This window comes from Sphingobacterium sp. UBA865, assembly GCF_002295765.1.
Lineage (GTDB): Bacteria > Bacteroidota > Bacteroidia > Sphingobacteriales > Sphingobacteriaceae > Sphingobacterium > Sphingobacterium multivorum.
Genome location: NZ_DBGB01000022.1, coordinates 102158 through 119519 on the forward strand (window position 1 = coordinate 102158; position 17362 = coordinate 119519).

Consider the following 17362-nt stretch of genomic DNA (forward strand, 5'->3'; position numbering starts at 1 on the left):
TAATTCACTTAAAAACAACTATTTAATCGCAATCACCCGTCACATTTACCTCACGCTATCATTCCATATATTTTTAGACTATTTACCCCTTTATATTTGCCAGAGTATTAACTTATAATAACTAGATATGAAAGTAGTATTTGCTTTATTATTAAGCACCAATGCATTTTTTCCTTGCAAAGCTCTTAATAATTCTCAAGAAGATCACATTGGCATACAAGCTGAAAAAAAGAAGCAGGAAATTGATTGTACGGGACACCTTCCACCAAGTAGCCCAAATAGAAAAGGAGGAGAAGCTCTTAAGGCATTTTTAATTGATAACGGTATATTGATTGAGTATTATTCTAATGTTGGAATAGTAGATATCGTAATCGAGACGGAGGATGGCACAATAGTTCGCAGTTATTCTTCGAGTAGTGTGGGCGGCGATACCTCTATTTCAACTATTGGACTAACCACAGGTAGTTATATCCTAAAAATGGGTAATACAAATGGTTTCCTTACAGGAAAGTTCGACTTATAAAAATAACTAGAAAATATCAAATTCTAATCATGAACAAAACAAAATTTATAATAGCCCTATCTACTATGTTGTTAATTCTCTCATGTAAACAAAATGACGTTTTACAAGAGAATATAGTAGAAAAAGAAACAATAAAGATGTTGGCAAAGACAGCGTCTGATTCTTTGGCTACGAAAGGCCCAATCGTACCCATTGAAGTAAATCCTGACTCAATTAAATCAAGATTATTTGGTAAAAATCAGAATAAGACCTTCAGTTTGATGAATGGTTTATCTTATGACCCTTATTTGTCATCAAATATGTATGCTCTTAGGGATATGCCATTAACTTTTCAAGCCAGAGGAGGAGGCGCAAACTCTGCAAATAAATATTTGCAAACCAATGGGCGTGGTAAAGAGCTGGTTTTAACGTCCACAGATAATCCCTCGACAACAAATTTTAAAGTAAGGGTCTTACCAGCAAGCTCAGGAATACCATACCTCATCTATTCTTTTCAGGAAAATACACCAATAAGTGTTGGACAATATTCTAATGCCCCAAATAATAAGGTTTTGTTTCTTTTAAATGATGAAAGTGGATCATTATACAATGCGTCATGGGATTTGATTGCGTCATCAAATAATCCTGGATATTTTGCCATAGAAAGTCAATCTTATCTTGAACAAGGCCCTGGAGGAATGTGGGACATATTTTATAATGTAGTAGAACTAAAAGATGCGACCAAAATAGGATATGGTAAATATTCAAATAAACCTCAGCAAGAGTTCTTGATTACCCCTAGGAGCAAGTTTACGCTAAGCTCAATGGAATATATTAATGATTATAATGCCACTGTAACAAAAGGGCCAGATATCATTTTAAAGGGAAGCTATACAAACACTGGTTATTCTAATCTTTCGTATGATATTGAATGTTTGAAGTCTGAATTTTTGCCTTCTAATTTTTCCGTTAACAAGTCTATTAATTTCCAATTTGAAAATATAGCACAAAAATTTAAACGACCTTCGGTGCTCCAAGGGGTAATTAACTTAAATCCAGGATCAAATATTGAAGCTGATGTTTCTTTAAACTCAACTGGTTACACAAAAAATATGCTCACCAAAGTACCTTTTCTTATATCTCCCCGTACAAAAGTTGCGATAGACTATAAAGTTGCATCTTATACAGTATCTGTTGATTTTGTTGCAATCGCTACATATCAAGATCGTGAAATAAAGATAAGTGGACGTTGGACTGGAAGGGTGATAAGTGATGAATATCCTTTAAGTGACCACAGTTATATAATAACTGATATAGACACAGGAGCTCCAAAAATGGTCAAACTTCCAAATCCAAACTTAAATCTTAATGCGATAAATAAACCTTTGGCTGTCCAATAACAAATTGAGAAATAATTTAGCACAGAAAAACATAAAAATGAAAAAATACTTCATCTATATTGCTCTGCTTTCGCTTATCGTTTCCTGTAAGCAAAATGATCTTTTCAACGATACAATCAAACAGGAACACGCTGAGGATATCATACTTCAGGTGAGGAACTCAAAACTCCCGAAAGTGTTGTCTAGGTCAACTAAAAAGAAAAGCACAAATCAGTTCAATACGCAAAATACTACCGCATTACCAATAGATGCATATTCGGGTCGTGGTTACACAGTAGGGAACGGCATTCTAGGGAGCGTCGATAATGTCAGAAGACAAATTCTTGATTTTAATAAACTTCAGACAAACGGATTAATAGTAAAAGATCCCATTAAAAAAACCAATATCGAATCTTTTGCATTCTCTGATTTTCAGCGATATGCTAGTTGGACTAACATTACAAAAAAAGTATCTGCTGGATTTAGCCTCAATTTAGGGTTATTCAGCTTAGGTGCTAAGAGAACCACAACGGAGAAATTCTCGAATAATACGATGGAAACGTCTCGCAGTGTAAGTGGACAATTAAACATCGAAGTTCGAGATGCAATGTATCGAATGGATTTATCCCCAAGTAGTATGAGGAGAATCGCGTCAGGATATATGGATAGTTGGTTTTTGGATGATCTTTACAATTCTACGATTGTTGATGTTTTAAATACTTACGGTCCATTTGTAATTACTGGATATTACTCTGGAGGAAGAGCTAGTGCTACATACTATGGGACTCATAAATTCAGCGCCGATTCTACAAATAAGGAAAAAGATATGCAAACTGATATTACCGCATCTTACAAATGGGGAGGAAAGGGCGATACCACTAACTCAGTAAGTGCCAATTTCGGTTTTGGAAGAAATACAGGCAACGGTAGTTCATTTCAGTCGAACATTGAGTCGACCTCTTATATTATTGAGACAACTGGTGGAGCTTATGACTTTCAGGTTCGGACACCGCCAACGGAAATAAAAAATTCTAATATTGATCTTTCTCAATGGCTTTCTTCTCTGAACAATGTAAGTAATCATGCGTTCTCTGGGCTAGCAGATCAAGGACTTAACCCTATTTCTGATTTTATGTTGGAAGCTAATTTTAAACGAAGGTTGCAGGATACCCATTTAGGATATTTTAATACCAATACATTTGTTGAGCCGTTCATAGAAATTGTAAAAGTTTTGGTGAGAACAACAGGATCGGGCGAACGCCTCTACGATATTGCCGCTGTTTTAAATACAAGGCAAGGAGATAAGATTATTTTAGGAAAAGGAGCGGCAGCCAATGCTACTGACGCTGATTTAAGGGCAAATAATACACCCTCTATTTTTGCTGCCAAAAGTCAAGCGCTCGCAAATGAAAAGATGAATTTCTATCAATGTTTGATTAAGTCGAATGAAAGTACAACAATCCTACCTTTCTTACGGATTCCACTTAGTATCAATATTGCGAATGTTAGCGAAAGCCGAATGCTTAAATTTTATAACACTGAATCGGATATGTGGTATATTTATGATCCCGTGGGTTTAACTGCGTATTCTTTCTATTTGGACGATTATATACTAGAAGTCTATGGAATGAAGGATTGGTTCGATACATTGCAGGAAAAGACTATTTCCATGACGAATCTTTATCAAAGATACACAATAATTGGTTTGTAATTCAATGTTCTGCCAACTTCGTTGGCAGAACAATTTTTTATTATTTTTACATTTAATTAATCAATACAACATGAAAAAAGTAATGTACATAATGGTTATTTTGGTCGGCTCTATATTAACTGGCTGCAATAAAGATGAGACATCTAAACCTATATTTGAATTTAATAAGAATACTATTAAACAGACTGGATGGAAGGGAACACTTCGAATCAACTTCAAGGATGAAACGAGTGAAGAAGAAATCAGCATGCTATTTCTGGATGATAAAGTGGGACGATATGAATATAAAAAAACACAAACTGGTGGCTTTGACTATATTGTAGAAGGTAAACTATTAAGAATTGGAGGATTACAAAGCAGTAAGCTAGAAGGCGAATGGATGGTCGTTGAGTTCACTGAAAACAAATTAATACTAAAAGATGAACTATACTCAGAACAATATAACAAAACTTTGGAACTTACACGAGATTATTAACATAATGGCAATGCCGCTGTACCCCCAAATAATACCATTGAAATGGCCTCTACTTATTGAGAGCTCTTTCAAATTTAGTATCTCAGATATCCAATAGTTGTATCAATATATACATTAAATTGAACTATTAAGTGAGTTATTGAAAAATATCACTCTAGATAGCTCACAATAATTACACATAAATATCTTTGGTAAAATTAGGTCCATGCCACAACATTATTTTAAAGCAAGAAAAGCATTTGATTTCAAGCCTAGCCCATTTGCGATAGGCACTATCAAGGGAGTACCTAATGGGTATGAGGACAACCACTTCCTATTGAAGATCTATGGCCTAGAGAAAGCGGCTTTTAGTTACTATTATCAGTACCATCTGGAATATTACCTTTCCGGAGGAAACCGCTCAGAAAAAGAGTTCTTTTCTCATGTCTGGTATATTGTTTCTGATAGGATAGATTATTTTAAGGGACAAGATCCCTTCTCCTCAAAGCATGCGCTCCATATCTCCAATGTTATGAAGCTGGGAGAATTTCTGGAATTTCTCACGCCACTGGACAAATGGAATATTCGACCTAATGATATGCTCATCAAAGAGAAAGACGAAGAGATCGCAAAACTACGGTCAGAGCTAGAGATCCTACAGAACAAACTTGCCGATCTGGAGAAATATGAGGTCTCTGTAAAACCAATGATACAGGACGAACACCTCCCCACTTTAATTGACCTGTTGCAGCAGATGAAAAATCTTACTCTTCCCAACGGAAGGAAGCTATTGGTCAGTGACCATGAAAGTCCCTATTATAAAATGGTCTCAAAATATTTTGTCTATAATGGTAAGGATATACCGGTCAATACCGTCCGCAATTATTTTGTACAGAAAGACCCGAAAGATTCCATGAAGGGAGTCAGGATCCCCGATGACAAAAAACTATTCGACATTATTCCCAAAAATCAGGGTTAATGGCCGCCCTGTCTGATTATTGAACATGACCATCGCAGTCTTGTGGTCATCCAAAACCCTCTTCCAGACCCCAATTTTGTAACGGAGGCACGGCATACAGGCCTGCCCGTATTGTTCACAAAATTGGTATTCTATGATATTGGATATTCTGACAAAGGAAGACTTGCAGGTATTAAAAAAAGAACTGCTCGATGAAATCAGACAGATTGTAAAAGGAAGAACCTTAGCTGAAAATGGAGATAGGGAATGGCTCCGTAGCCGGGAAGTAAGAAAGAAACTGAACATATCGCCGGGCACTTTGCAAAACCTGCGGATAACAAGAGTATTACCCTTCAAGAAAATCGGCGGCAGTATGTATTATCGCAGCAGCGATGTAGATATGATGATGGAAGGAGGTGACGGCAATGGTTAATAATACGCATGCCCCTAGCTTTAGTATTTATTTTGAATATATCACGCAGGATAATAGATTGCTGCCTTCACATATAGGACTTATCATGGCCTTGTGTTATTTTCATCGGCAGGATAATTTCAATGATTTTTTTCATACCAGCCGCAGGAAACTGATGCATTTTTCGCGCATACGTTCAATAGCTACCTATCACAAATGTCTCTCCGAACTTGTTCGGTATGGTTATCTAGAGTATAATCCTTCATGGCACCCCACTAGAGCGAGCAGGTTCAGGTTTATCATGAACAATAATCCTGGCAGTAATGGCTAGGTCCGATGAAAACACAAGATCCGTCCGCTTCCCTATGGAAGTGGACGGCAGACTCGAGCACCTTTCCCTCAAACTTGGGCGGACAAAACGTCTGCTGGTGATACAGATGGTCGATTATTTCTACAGGAGCAAGAAGGATCCGGCCGATCTGAACGATGAGGTGCTGAAAAAGGAACTTTCCAGTGGAGTAAGCCGTATACTTTCCTTTATCAGGAAGCAGGAAACCGACCTATTGGTACCTGTCTATTCCATGCTGGATGAACTGACTACCATGCACAGACAACAATCAGGTGCGATAGACATTATTTCTGATGAACAGCAGCAGGCATCAAAATTTTTGAAAGCCAATACGGAATATCTCGGGAGTCTTGATAAAGTCCTTAAGAAATTACTTTTGGGGATCGCAGAAAAGCAGGAGTTAAAAGATGGTTTCAGAAAGATCCTTGAACATTATATCAGTCAACGGGAGACGCTGGGCTGGCCGGTCTCTGCCGCCAGAAAGGAAGAACTGGCCAAGCAGGTCAAAGAAGCACTGGATAAACTTTAGTCGTTATGTATATCAATATCACAGATTCCGAAACAGGGAACAATAAGGAAAGCTGCGGGAATCTAGTTTCTTATCTCGAGAAGGAAAATTGCCTTGCTGAAAACAAAGGATCCCAGCATTGGTTCAATGGGGCTAGCAATAACATCAGGCCGCATGAAGTCCGTATCGGTATAGATGGCAATATCGCCAAGCTGGGAAAAGATGACAGTAAGTTTTTTCTGATCAACATCAGCCCCAGCAGAAAAGAGATCGACTTTCTGCTAGCTGCTTATGGCGAGCAGGGTGCAAAAGAAAAACTGAAAGAATACGCGGTAAGGATCATGGATGAATATGCACGCAATTTCAGGCGCCCGGGAATAGAAAGCAATAAGGATCTTTTGTGGTTTGGCAAACTGGAAAACTACCGGTACTATAGCCATAAGGACAGAGAGGTAAAAAATGGCACAAAAAAAGTGGGGGATCGTAAAGAAGGACCACAGTTCCATGTGCAGGTCATCGTCAGTAGAAAAGATATAACAAACAGGATCAAACTGAGTCCACAGAACAAATCTCGGGGCAGGAATGTGGAACATTCAAAAAAAATGGGGCAGTTTGACCAGATGGCTTTCAAGCAGTGCGGCGAGACAGTTTTTGACAGGATGTTCGGCTTTGACCGAAAACTGAAAGATACATTGCTCTACACAAATACGATGAAGAACGGAAATATTAACCAGCAGGCGGCACTGCATACACTTGACAGACAATTGAAGAGTGGCGGAGATACGGCAAGGGAAAAGCAACAGAACGAACCGATTCTTTCAAAGGTGGACTTAGAGAAATTTCCGCAGCTAACAGGATGGGTACCTTCATTTGCAGAAGCCGGTTGGGGGCTATTGGATATCCTGCTAGCTCCAGTTCAGGATTTCGGAGGACATGATACTGTCGCTGCGGAAGAGGAAAGAAAAAGAAAGCGGAAAAAGAAAGGCAGAGGGCGAGGTATGCGCTAATAATAAAGAATTATATATATATCAATAACTGTAAATATGGATATCTATTGTCACCGCAAAAGCAAATATAGCCACGATGGTTCAAAGGTCAAGGGTATAGTGAACGCCCAATCACACTGCCCCTACTAGCGCCCTTGACCCAATTGTACCATCTTGCCTTTTGGTGGCCTAAGTGGTGACAATGGGATGGTATTTGCCACTCTAAGCTTTAAGAGGGTGAAATTGGGCAGTAATTTATATTTTTGCTCTATACAAATTTGTCCTATTTTTTGTCGGGTGTGGCCAGAATTCCACAAAATCAGACTTTTGAAGCTCTGTAGATAGACTGCTCCCTTTATAATCAAGATCATATTTGCTTATAATTTTTCTTATATCTCTAATTTCCATTTCGGTTCTCGTAGTAAATTCTGAGTCTTTCATTAAGATAAATTCAATAAGATATGGAATTGAGGGAGGTTCAGACAGGATTTTACCGTATTCAGTATTATTTTTATGATATGCCTCCAACATTTTACGATACCCAAAACTTGGTGTAACAATGGTTGTAGTTAACTTAATAAATGGTACATTGAAGAAATTACTGGCCTTTTCAATAGAAGGTATATCAAAATCATATTTTCCTTCTTTCACGTATTGAACCCACCTTTTAGACAATCCGATTATATTACCAAATTCCTCCAATGTCAGTCCACTATAGCGGATTAATATAAATATATTTTTCCTCGTTATTGTTGCACTAAATTTTTTCATGCAACAAAATCAAAATAAAAATAATCTAAAAAAGCGCAAATAAATTCTCTTTTTTAGATTATTATTAATATATTTGTTTTAAACAAGCAGTAAAATGGGCTTGTAGAGAATTGAATAAAAAAGTAGGATATTAATTAGACAATATCGAACTCTCGTAGCGGATTTGGCGATTTAGCAATGCGAGGGTGGGTAATGCGTCAATTTTCCTATCTTTGGGAGATATAAACTCCTAGGGTAGGGTTGGCGCTTGCTTCATCTGAGCATTGCCCATACTTTTCGAAGTATGGAATACTGAAAGTCACACCCTAGGGTGATGAGTAAAGGTTTCGCCAAAACCTCGCTGTAAAGATAAGCCGGCAGTCAATCCATTTTTGCCACTTCTTGGAGAGTTCTTAGAAATAAGAGCTGATGAGAACAATAAGTACACAGAATAAGCATCGTCTTTTATCATTGAAAAATGGTAATAGTGATGCTTATTTTGCTTTTGATGCAAGCAAAAAGTACTTGCTCCAAAAATTAGCCTGTCCTCCAGAATAATCTAAGTATAACCACATTCCGCTCCCTCTTTGTCCCGACCGAATCCGTCATAAATTTTCCAAGGGCTGGGAGCGGCTCTTTTTATAACCCTAAATAACAAACCAATTTTCATCGAAAAAATAACTGCATCATGCAGAATGGGCGGCCTATGCTCATTTTTTCGATCATAAACAGACCATATTATGATCACACATATACTGTTATTACCAAAAGATATTTTAACAACAAGGCTCCCTATATGGAGAAACTTGTTAGAATTATATATATTCATTTTCGTTTCTATGTTTAGTTTATTGTCTTTTCCACAGCCTGTCAGCGCACAGGCTGTGGTAAAAGACATCCCGGCCAAACCACTACAGATCAGCGATACCATTCCAGAGGAACTGTGGCATATACCATTACAGATAGTCAATCATCCAGACAAAAAAGATACGATTACATTGAACGAATACCGGGGCAAACTGATTATTCTGGATTTTTGGGCAACGTGGTGCGGTGCATGTATCGGAAGTATACCAAAAAATATAGGGATAGAAGAGGAGTTTCCCTCAACTTCGATAATTCCGGTTACGGAAGAGAATTCAGTCAAAGTACTAGAAACGATCAAAAACAATCATATTCTAAAAACGCTAAAGTTTTCATCAGTTATTAACGGATCCATATTGACCAGCGTATTTCCGCACCGATCTGTTCCCCATCTTGTGTGGATTGACCAAAAAGGAATAGTCGTAGCAATAACATATCCGAATGATTTAAATAGAACGAATATAAAAAAACTCCTTTCAACAGGTTCATTAACTTTCAACAAGAAAGCTGATATTCTCGATTATGATCTAAATGAACCGTTGACCCTATTCAAAAGACCTGACTTTAGCTCCGACCAGATAACAAGGAGCACGCTGACAAAATATCTTGCGGGTATACCTTCTTCCATAGGTATATCAACAGATACCTCTACTGGCAAAAGATGGTTTAAAGCGACCAATATGGGTATAAAAAATCTTTTGATGTGGACCGACCCTAAAACGAAGTCCATCCCTAGAAAACTATGGGACATAGATGATAAAATATACGATATTCTGATCGACAGAAAAAATGGGGATAGCCGCCAGTGGCAGAGAAATAATTTATTCTGCTATGAGCTGTTTGGCAGCCAAGATATTATTGCACTGAGAAAGGCTGTAAAGGAAGACATTGAGCGTCTTTTTGGTATTACAATGAAACTTGTGTCCAAAGACACGGTTCAATTGGTCCTTGAGCCATTGACTCCCCATTTCGAAGACTCATCCGAATTGAACGGAGGAAAGGTTTCCGCAGGAAGGATTGTCTACCTATTAAACAAACGGATAGATCTTCCTTTTGTAACCACGGAAATTGACAAAGAAAAGATTTACGCTATAAATGAAGAAATTCTTAATTCGGCCTCGCTGACCCAAATAAACAGTTTTCTAAAAGGCTATGGATTAAGATTGCGAAAAGAAATGCAACAGGTAGATTTTTTAAGGTTTAAAAAAGTTGAAGGAGGACTACTATAATATCATGGGTAAATTATTTTATAGCCACATTATTGGCTTCCTATTTGTCGCTATCTTTTTAAACCCCTTGGATGCCCAACAAGGACACATAAAAGTGTCAGGACGGATATTAGACTCATTGGGCAATCCGATCTCTGGAGCTACTATACACCTGATCGAAAGCGAAATCTATTCGCAGTCTGATCCCGACGGCACCTTTCAGTTCATCATCCCCAGGGAGAGTAAAGCACATGCAATCCTTATTACCAGAATAGGGTATGAAAATAAGAAACATATCATTAAGAATGGAGAGAATACGATTGTCATGCGGTCTGCCACTACTAAACTGGATGATATAGAGGTTTTTTCTACCGGTTATCAGAAGATCCCAAAAGAGAGGTCAACAGGCTCGTTTACCCTGATCGATTCCAATATACTCAATAAAAGAACGACCATAGGACTCCTTGATCGTTTGGACGGACAGGTCAGCTCGGTCCTTTTTGATCGGAGAAATAACAATTCTTTGGGGAATATGTCAAATATGAGCATTCGGGGAAGGAGTACAATTAAAGGAAATTCCGCTCCTCTCGTGGTACTGGACAATTTTCCTTATGATGGCGATATCAACAATATAAACCCCAATAGCATCGAAAATATAACTATATTGAGGGATGCCGCAGCTGCTTCAATTTGGGGTGTACAAGCTGCCAATGGAGTTATTGTCATAACGACCAAGAAAGGGAAGAATCAGAAAGCCCGAGCAAATGGAACCTTTAATTTTACAGTTGCCCAAAAACCGAACCTCGTCAAGATTCCAATGCTCGGGTCAGCCGATCAGCTTGAATTGGAAGAATTGTTATTTTCCAGCGGAGCTTATACCGATATTGAGAACAGTGTTGTTCATGAACCGCTTTCTCCTTTTGTGGAGCTGTTGATAAAAAGAAGGGACAACATGATCAGTGAACAGGATTTTCAACTGGGAAAAGAATATCTTAAGGGTAACAATATCGTATCGGATTTACAGCGGTCCTGGTATACCAGAGCTAACAGGCAACAATATTCCATGAACATTGCCGGGGGTGCGCAAACGCATACCTACCTTTTGGATGCAGGCTACGATAGGGCTGCATCTTCGCTGGAGGCTGTTGATAATCGGTTCAATATACGTACAGATAATACCATTGAGCTGTCAGGAAAATTTAAACTCAATGTTGGCCTTACTTTCACCAATACGGAACAGAATAGCGGGAAACCGAGCTGGGACGGGATTCCAAAGGGAACCGTGCCTATTTCGTCGTATTACACATTGTTTGACGGGGACAATAATCCTGCAATCTGGCCAGGTAATTTTAGGGAATCTTTTGTGGTAGAGAATGAAACCAGAGGGACACTGGACTGGAAATATAGGCCCATTGAAGATGTCGGATTTAGAGACAATGTTAACAGGGAAAGAGAAATTGTACTGCGGACAGGCCTTGAGCTAAAGCTGGTCAAGGGCTTAAACCTAAATCTGATTTATCAGTTTCTGTCAGCGCAGAAGGGAATACATAATAGACAATCCGTGAATAGTTATGAAACCAGAAACTATATAAATCAGTTTACAGAAATAACTACATCAGGAGATATCAAGAGACGGGTCCCATTGGGTGATATTCTGGACAATACAGAAAGCAGGCTGGCATCGCATAATTTCCGTACAATGATGAATTATAATTATCAGATCGGCAACCATGAGTTTTCCGGGATTGCGGGGATTGATGTTAGGCAGATGACTGGCAAATGGGAAAAAGCACGTACGTATGGATATAACGCTGCCGTTTTAACAAGCTCTTTGGTCAATTATGACGAAGAATATCCGCTGTTGTATTTCCCGGCACTGACATCTAAAATATATGAGGGAACCGGCTTTGGCCATCGGACAGATAGGAACATTTCATACTATATAAATGGTGCCTATGGCTTTAAGAATAGATACACTGCGTCAGTAAGTATCAGAAAAGACGGATCAAACCTATTTGGGGTAAATTCCAATCAGCGGTTTGTACCGCTTTGGTCGGCAGGGCTCTCCTACCTGCTGACCAGTGAGCCCTTTTTCGACGTGGGATGGATACAGAACCTAAAAATAAGGGCGACCTATGGTTTCAATGGAAATGTTGACAATTCTATGTCTGCCTATACAACTATGCGATATAGTACCTATCCAGATCCTTATAATGGAAAACAATTTGCGACCATAATAAATCCGCCGAACCCAGATCTAAGGTGGGAGAAGACGGCAATAACAAATGTAGGCCTGGATTTTTCCATATTGTCTTCGAGGCTATCGGGGAGCTTTGACTTTTACAGCAAAAGAAGTACCGATCTTATAGGTGATGCTCTAGTTGACCCCACCACAGGTGTTACGATCTCAACCACTAAATTTGGATACAGAGGAAATGTCGCCTCTATGAAGGGTAAAGGAATGGATCTTTCCATCAATAGTTCCAATATTCAGGGCAAAATTAAATGGAATACCCAACTCAACTTCAGTATGGCCAATGACAGAGTCACTTCTTACGAAGTTGAAAAAAACGGGGGAAGCGATATCGTAGGGAACGGACTGTTGATCTCTCCAATTATTGGGAAACCTGTATATGGCATTTTTAGTTACCGCTGGGGCGGTCTGGATCATGCAAACGGCAATCCATTGGGCTACTCAGGAGGGGAGCTGACAGATAATTACGGAGACCTTACTACAGGATCTAAATATGAGGACCTTGTATTTAATGGTTCCGCTGTACCTACTAAATTTGGCAATATGCGCAATACAGTTTCCATGGGTTGCTTTGAACTTTCATTCAATTTAGTTTTTAGGTTGGGCTATTTTTATAGATCTCCAACAGTTAACTATAATATGCTACTGAATGGTGCTGTTCACCCCGACTACCTAGAACGATGGCAGAACCCCGGTGACGAACTCACTACGAACGTGCCGTCCATAGTTTTCCCAACTGTTTCCGGAAGGGAAAATTTCTACAGGAATTCCGAAATATTGGCGCATAGAGCGGATAATATCCGTTTGTCTGATGCGATCATCTCGTATATCCCAAAATGGAATGGCAGGTTTATCAATAATCTCAGGCTATATCTCCAGGCCGATAACATAGGGACAATATGGCGTGCCCATAAAGAAAACTATGACCCCGATATATTATCAGAAATCCCTATAGCGAGAAGTTTCTCAGTAGGGCTCAGGTTCTCACTTAAATAAATATAAGATCATGGCGAATCATATAAAAATAATTGCTTTTTGTTTTTTGTTAAGTTTTACGAGCTGTAATTCATACCTTGACATCAAACCGGATAAATCCCAAGTGGTCCCTGAGTCGGCCGAAGACCTTTGGGCATTGTTGAACAATACAACCAAAATGAATATCTATTATCCATCATTTGGTGAAATTTCGTGTGACAACTATTATCTTGACGAAAATACATGGAATGTGTTGACTGATCTCGATGCAAGGAATGCATATATATGGGATGACCAGATCTTTCTGGACAGTGATAATAATGAATGGTCTTATGGCTATGTTACGATATTTACTGCAAATGTTGTATTGGAGACATTAGAAAAAAATAAGGAACAGATCAGTAGGCCAGATCATGACAGATTAAAGGGAACGGCTCTTTTCTTTAGGTCCTACGCCTATTTCCAGTTGGCCCAAATTTATATGGAGCCCTATGAATCAGCTTCTGCGCAAAAAAAATTGGGGCTACCTTTAAGGTTGGATCCTGATCTTAATAAAAAATCTGTTCGTTCTACAATGCTGGAAACCTATTCGCAAATTATGGAAGATGTGAAAATGGCAGTTGATCTATTGCCAGAAAAGACTGATGTCAAGACACTTCCAAGCAAGAGTGCTGCCATCGGTCTATTTTCTAAAATTTATTTGATAATGGGTGACTATTCAAAGGCGGAGCAAATGGCTGATGATTGCCTAAAGTCTACAGAATCAAAGATTATCGATTTCAACATGGTAAATTCTTCTCTGTCCTCTCCATTTAAGAGGTTTAACGAAGAGGTGATATTTCACAGTTCGATGCTTTCCAAAACCGTTCTTCGTTCACCAAGGCACAAAGTGGACTCCATTCTGATAAAGAGTTATGCGGAAAATGACCTGCGAAAGAAAATCTATTTTAAAAGTGAGGCTACTGGAGGCTATTCTTTCAAAGGGGGCTATGATGGTTCTTCAAGTCTGTTCAATGGAATTGCCGTAGATGAAATGCTATTGATAAAATCGGAGTGTCAGATAAGGCAAGATAAACTAAAACAAGGGCTTCAGACATTAAATTTATTTCTGGCCAATAGAATAGATAAGAACGATTTTCACCCGTTGGAATTGGATGATCGCAAAAATCTCTTATTAATTGTTCTGGATCATAGAAGAAAAGAACTTATTCTAAGGGGTACCCGTTGGAGCGATTTAAGGCGATTGAATCGAGAATCCGGTCTTCAAAACATTATAAAAAGAAAATTAGGGGAAAAAGTATATGAATTATTGCCAAATAGTCCGATGTATACGCTGCCTATCCCTAGACGGGTGATTGAAAGGACTGGCATGGAACAAAATTTGCGTTAACATAAATATAGGCAGGAAGTAGTTTTCCTGCCTATATTTATGTTATTTTTGGATTCAGGCTAATTGGTAGCCTCTCTCATAATTGTTTTTTCTTCGTCAACCGTTGCTAAATTGGGTTGGGTAGGATTTGAAGAAGGCTGCGCATAAATCGAGCAGATCTCGTCATCTCCAGAGTTGCATGACTCAGGAGAATTCCCATTTCCGTTGGCTAAGGTATAGTCCGCGGGATTTGTTTGATCGCCACCATTTTTTAAATGAAACCATTTTTCGCCTACTAATTCGGTCTTTTGGGCTTCTTCTTTAGCTTCTTCTTTTTCCGTAAAACTTTGAGCACCGTATATCATGCCCAATCCTAATAATGTTAATGTGCCAGCACGTAGCCAGCTCTTTTTTAATATACCCATAAGGCAAATTATGCACTTGAAGATAAGTGCGAACTTTAGTTTATAATGATGTTATTTTTTGTGCACTCCGGTTTTGCCTCACAGTTATGCGGTTGAGGGATCCTGGTCATTGGCCTACCGGTCTCCTTGAAACCAATGGGCCGCATAAACCGTGAACAGTGCAAATTTATTGGCATACCATATTCTCCGAACATGAACTTTGGGCGGGATCAGTCCAAATATCGCATTGATGCATATCCTCTGCCATATCGGTATCCAATAGAACAGCAATACTGTCCTCCGAAGGAGATGTCTTATCTGCTTTTTCGCTGCTGATGTGGACCTGTTCATGGTATAAATATTTTATTATATGTTTCCAGCTTCATCCATATATGCTTTCTAAAAAGCATCTAGGAAAAGCTTTAATACAAAGTTCAGGGTCAAATTTTAGCTGGGAAAGGAAAAAACGGACAACTTTTGGCCTATTTTTAACCAGAATGTCCGTTTATTCCCTTTTTGGGTAACAAAAGAGATACAATAGAAAGATCTACATGAGGGTTATTTCTTTCCCCCATTTCGGCAGTAGCTGCGATAGATACGTGAAAAGCTACCAAGATCCGTGTAGCCGACCAGGGAATATACTTCTTTTTGGGTCAGTCCCTGTTCATTGATGAATTTTTGAGCCTTCTCCATTCTTAGCCTGACACAATAGTCATAGGGTGTTGTTCCAAATATGACCCTGAACTTTCTTCGAAAAGTTTTATTGCTCATGGGTAGATCCTGTAGCAGCGACTGGATATCAATTTCTGGATCTGTAAAATTTTTCATTATATATAATCCTGCAAGATAGATCCTGTCCAGTCCCGAGCTGACCAGCATTTCGTGGTAAGACTTCAGGACCATAGCAATCTTCTTGCGCATTTTGAGCTTGACGATCCCGATATTGGCATCATTGAAGTCCAGTATCTCACCAAGTTCTTCTCCCAGCACATGATCAATCCTAAGGCGCGGAAGGATGCTGAACTGTCTATCGGAAAGCGCTATTTCCCTTAACGCCTCCCATAGGACCCTATAGGGCCGGACAATACTTTCTGTCCATTTCGGATCAAATGAAATAATGAGAGCCTTTACTACAGACTCTTTTACAATTTCCCCTCTGTAGACTCCGGCCCTGCTATGTGAGGGATAAAAGCTGTCTTCGTTTGCCGTGGTGACTTCGGCACCATCTTCTGTAGAAAACCTGAGATCTCCCTGTATCGTAAATAAAAGGAAAAGCCTGTCACGGTCCAACTGAAATCGAAGGCAGAAAGGTTCTTCTGTATGGACCTGTAAAAGTTCAATATGGTATTTTTTTAGGAGTAGCTTCCCGCAGAGGACTTCTGCTTTCGGAAAAAAATACCTTAAGGACGATGTTGCTGACTTTAAAACACTTTCCGTCCAGCCAGCAGGACTGCTACCTAAATCAAGTACGGAAAGGGGCTCTGTGGTAAAAATAATATCAAAATGATCCGTCATAAACGCAAAAAAATAATTGTATCCTGTTCTATTTGGGCTACTTTAGGAGCACGAAATACATTAAATGTAGGTTGTTACATTTCACATTAGCAAATTTTTTCGACAAACAGACGTCTGACCACCATAAGCTGCACGATTTCCTCGATATCTGACTTTTTCGCACAGCCTTTCTCCTGACCTGACAGCTGCCTGCTTCGTTTTCAGCAGCAAATTGGTTAGCTTTAGAAAGCTGTCAATACCTATGGTCGAAATAGGGAGCGATCTGGACATGCTGACGGGCAGAGAAATATTTTCGAAATATATTGCCTCAAAGGACCAAAATATAACCGAAGGGAATACAGAAAAACAAAACTTATTTCTATGGCGACCAATAAAAAATGCAGGGAAACCGGAAAGGTGATATTTGCTTCCTGGATAGAGGCCCGGCTCGTCATGCTCGACATTAAGTGGAACTACTTTTTCAAAAGGGACGAAACAGGCCGCCGCGTCAAGCACCGGCAGGGAAGGCCCACACAGCGACGTGCATATTACTGTACGCATTGCAAGGGCTACCACCTGACCAAATGGAAAAAATCAAATTTTAACTCCTATACCGAGAAAAAATGGAGAAGGGATAAAGGGGAAGAAAATCCAGACCTATAAAAGCGTCGACCCATACCATGATCCTTATCTCCGAAGAACTTTCCACTGAGGGGTATCCATAGTAAAACGGCCACCCTTTCGGAGCAGCCGCTTAAGGATTAGTTTATGGGATTTGTTTGAAA

Annotated in this window: 17 protein-coding genes; 13 read left to right on the forward strand and 4 right to left on the reverse strand. The window is 39.2% G+C overall.

Annotated features, from left to right (window positions below; genetic code table 11):
* Positions 1–127 precede the first annotated feature (127 nt).
* The 8 genes from B2O97_RS12310 to B2O97_RS12345 all read left to right on the forward strand — a co-directional run bounded on the left by B2O97_RS12310 (position 128) and on the right by B2O97_RS12345 (position 7280).
* Positions 128–523, forward strand: a complete 396-nt coding sequence (locus B2O97_RS12310) for a DUF3244 domain-containing protein (RefSeq protein ID WP_286767473.1) — start codon at positions 128–130, stop codon at positions 521–523.
* 29 nt (positions 524–552) lie between these two features.
* Positions 553–1902, forward strand: coding sequence for a hypothetical protein (locus B2O97_RS12315; protein ID WP_286767474.1), 1350 nt, complete (start codon positions 553–555; stop codon positions 1900–1902).
* Between the two features lie 37 nt (positions 1903–1939).
* Entirely contained in the window at positions 1940–3592 is a 1653-nt protein-coding gene (locus B2O97_RS12320) for an MAC/perforin domain-containing protein (protein ID WP_286767475.1), read from the forward strand.
* Between the two features lie 70 nt (positions 3593–3662).
* Entirely contained in the window at positions 3663–4067 is a 405-nt protein-coding gene (locus B2O97_RS12325) for a hypothetical protein (protein ID WP_286767476.1), read from the forward strand.
* A gap of 205 nt (positions 4068–4272) precedes the next feature.
* Positions 4273–5025 carry a hypothetical protein gene (locus tag B2O97_RS12330; RefSeq protein WP_286767477.1) on the forward strand — a complete coding sequence of 251 codons (753 nt, stop codon included), beginning with the start codon at positions 4273–4275 and terminating at the stop codon, positions 5023–5025.
* A gap of 133 nt (positions 5026–5158) precedes the next feature.
* Complete coding sequence (locus tag B2O97_RS12335) at positions 5159–5437, forward strand: helix-turn-helix domain-containing protein (RefSeq protein WP_286767478.1); 279 nt, start codon at positions 5159–5161, stop codon at positions 5435–5437.
* A gap of 302 nt (positions 5438–5739) precedes the next feature.
* Positions 5740–6294 carry a BfmA/BtgA family mobilization protein gene (locus B2O97_RS12340; protein WP_286767479.1) on the forward strand — a complete coding sequence of 185 codons (555 nt, stop codon included), beginning with the start codon at positions 5740–5742 and terminating at the stop codon, positions 6292–6294.
* Between the two features lie 5 nt (positions 6295–6299).
* A complete protein-coding gene (locus B2O97_RS12345) occupies positions 6300–7280 on the forward strand; it encodes a DUF5712 family protein (RefSeq protein ID WP_286767480.1) in 981 nt (326 codons plus the stop codon).
* A 234-nt stretch (positions 7281–7514) separates the two neighbouring features.
* Here B2O97_RS12345 and B2O97_RS12350 read toward each other — a convergent pair whose 3' ends face one another.
* Positions 7515–8030 (reverse strand): helix-turn-helix domain-containing protein, encoded by a 516-nt coding sequence (locus B2O97_RS12350; protein WP_286767481.1) that lies wholly within the window; start codon positions 8028–8030, stop codon positions 7515–7517.
* Positions 8031–8438: 408 nt separating this feature from the next.
* Here B2O97_RS12350 and B2O97_RS12355 point away from each other — a divergent pair, with 408 nt between their 5' ends.
* The 4 genes from B2O97_RS12355 to B2O97_RS12370 all read left to right on the forward strand — a co-directional run bounded on the left by B2O97_RS12355 (position 8439) and on the right by B2O97_RS12370 (position 14700).
* Positions 8439–8567 carry a hypothetical protein gene (locus B2O97_RS12355; RefSeq protein WP_286767482.1) on the forward strand — a complete coding sequence of 43 codons (129 nt, stop codon included), beginning with the start codon at positions 8439–8441 and terminating at the stop codon, positions 8565–8567.
* A gap of 281 nt (positions 8568–8848) precedes the next feature.
* Positions 8849–10102, forward strand: coding sequence for a TlpA family protein disulfide reductase (locus B2O97_RS12360; protein ID WP_286767483.1), 1254 nt, complete (start codon positions 8849–8851; stop codon positions 10100–10102).
* Between the two features lie 4 nt (positions 10103–10106).
* Positions 10107–13331: a SusC/RagA family TonB-linked outer membrane protein gene (locus B2O97_RS12365; RefSeq protein ID WP_286767484.1), complete on the forward strand. Its 3225-nt coding sequence runs from the start codon at positions 10107–10109 to the stop codon at positions 13329–13331.
* A 10-nt stretch (positions 13332–13341) separates the two neighbouring features.
* Positions 13342–14700 (forward strand): RagB/SusD family nutrient uptake outer membrane protein, encoded by a 1359-nt coding sequence (locus B2O97_RS12370; RefSeq protein WP_286767485.1) that lies wholly within the window; start codon positions 13342–13344, stop codon positions 14698–14700.
* 59 nt (positions 14701–14759) lie between these two features.
* On the opposite strand, the gene B2O97_RS12375 is transcribed toward B2O97_RS12370, so the two are convergent.
* The 3 genes from B2O97_RS12375 to B2O97_RS12385 all read right to left on the reverse strand — a co-directional run bounded on the left by B2O97_RS12375 (position 14760) and on the right by B2O97_RS12385 (position 16598).
* A complete protein-coding gene (locus tag B2O97_RS12375; protein ID WP_286767486.1) occupies positions 14760–15104 on the reverse strand; it encodes a hypothetical protein in 345 nt (114 codons plus the stop codon).
* 114 nt (positions 15105–15218) lie between these two features.
* Positions 15219–15434 (reverse strand): hypothetical protein, encoded by a 216-nt coding sequence (locus tag B2O97_RS12380; RefSeq protein WP_286767487.1) that lies wholly within the window; start codon positions 15432–15434, stop codon positions 15219–15221.
* Positions 15435–15641: 207 nt separating this feature from the next.
* Positions 15642–16598: a helix-turn-helix domain-containing protein gene (locus B2O97_RS12385; RefSeq protein WP_286767488.1), complete on the reverse strand. Its 957-nt coding sequence runs from the start codon at positions 16596–16598 to the stop codon at positions 15642–15644.
* Between the two features lie 360 nt (positions 16599–16958).
* On the opposite strand from B2O97_RS12385, the gene B2O97_RS12390 reads away from it, so the two are divergent.
* Entirely contained in the window at positions 16959–17240 is a 282-nt protein-coding gene (locus tag B2O97_RS12390) for a hypothetical protein (protein ID WP_286767489.1), read from the forward strand.
* Positions 17241–17362: the final 122 nt, after the last annotated feature.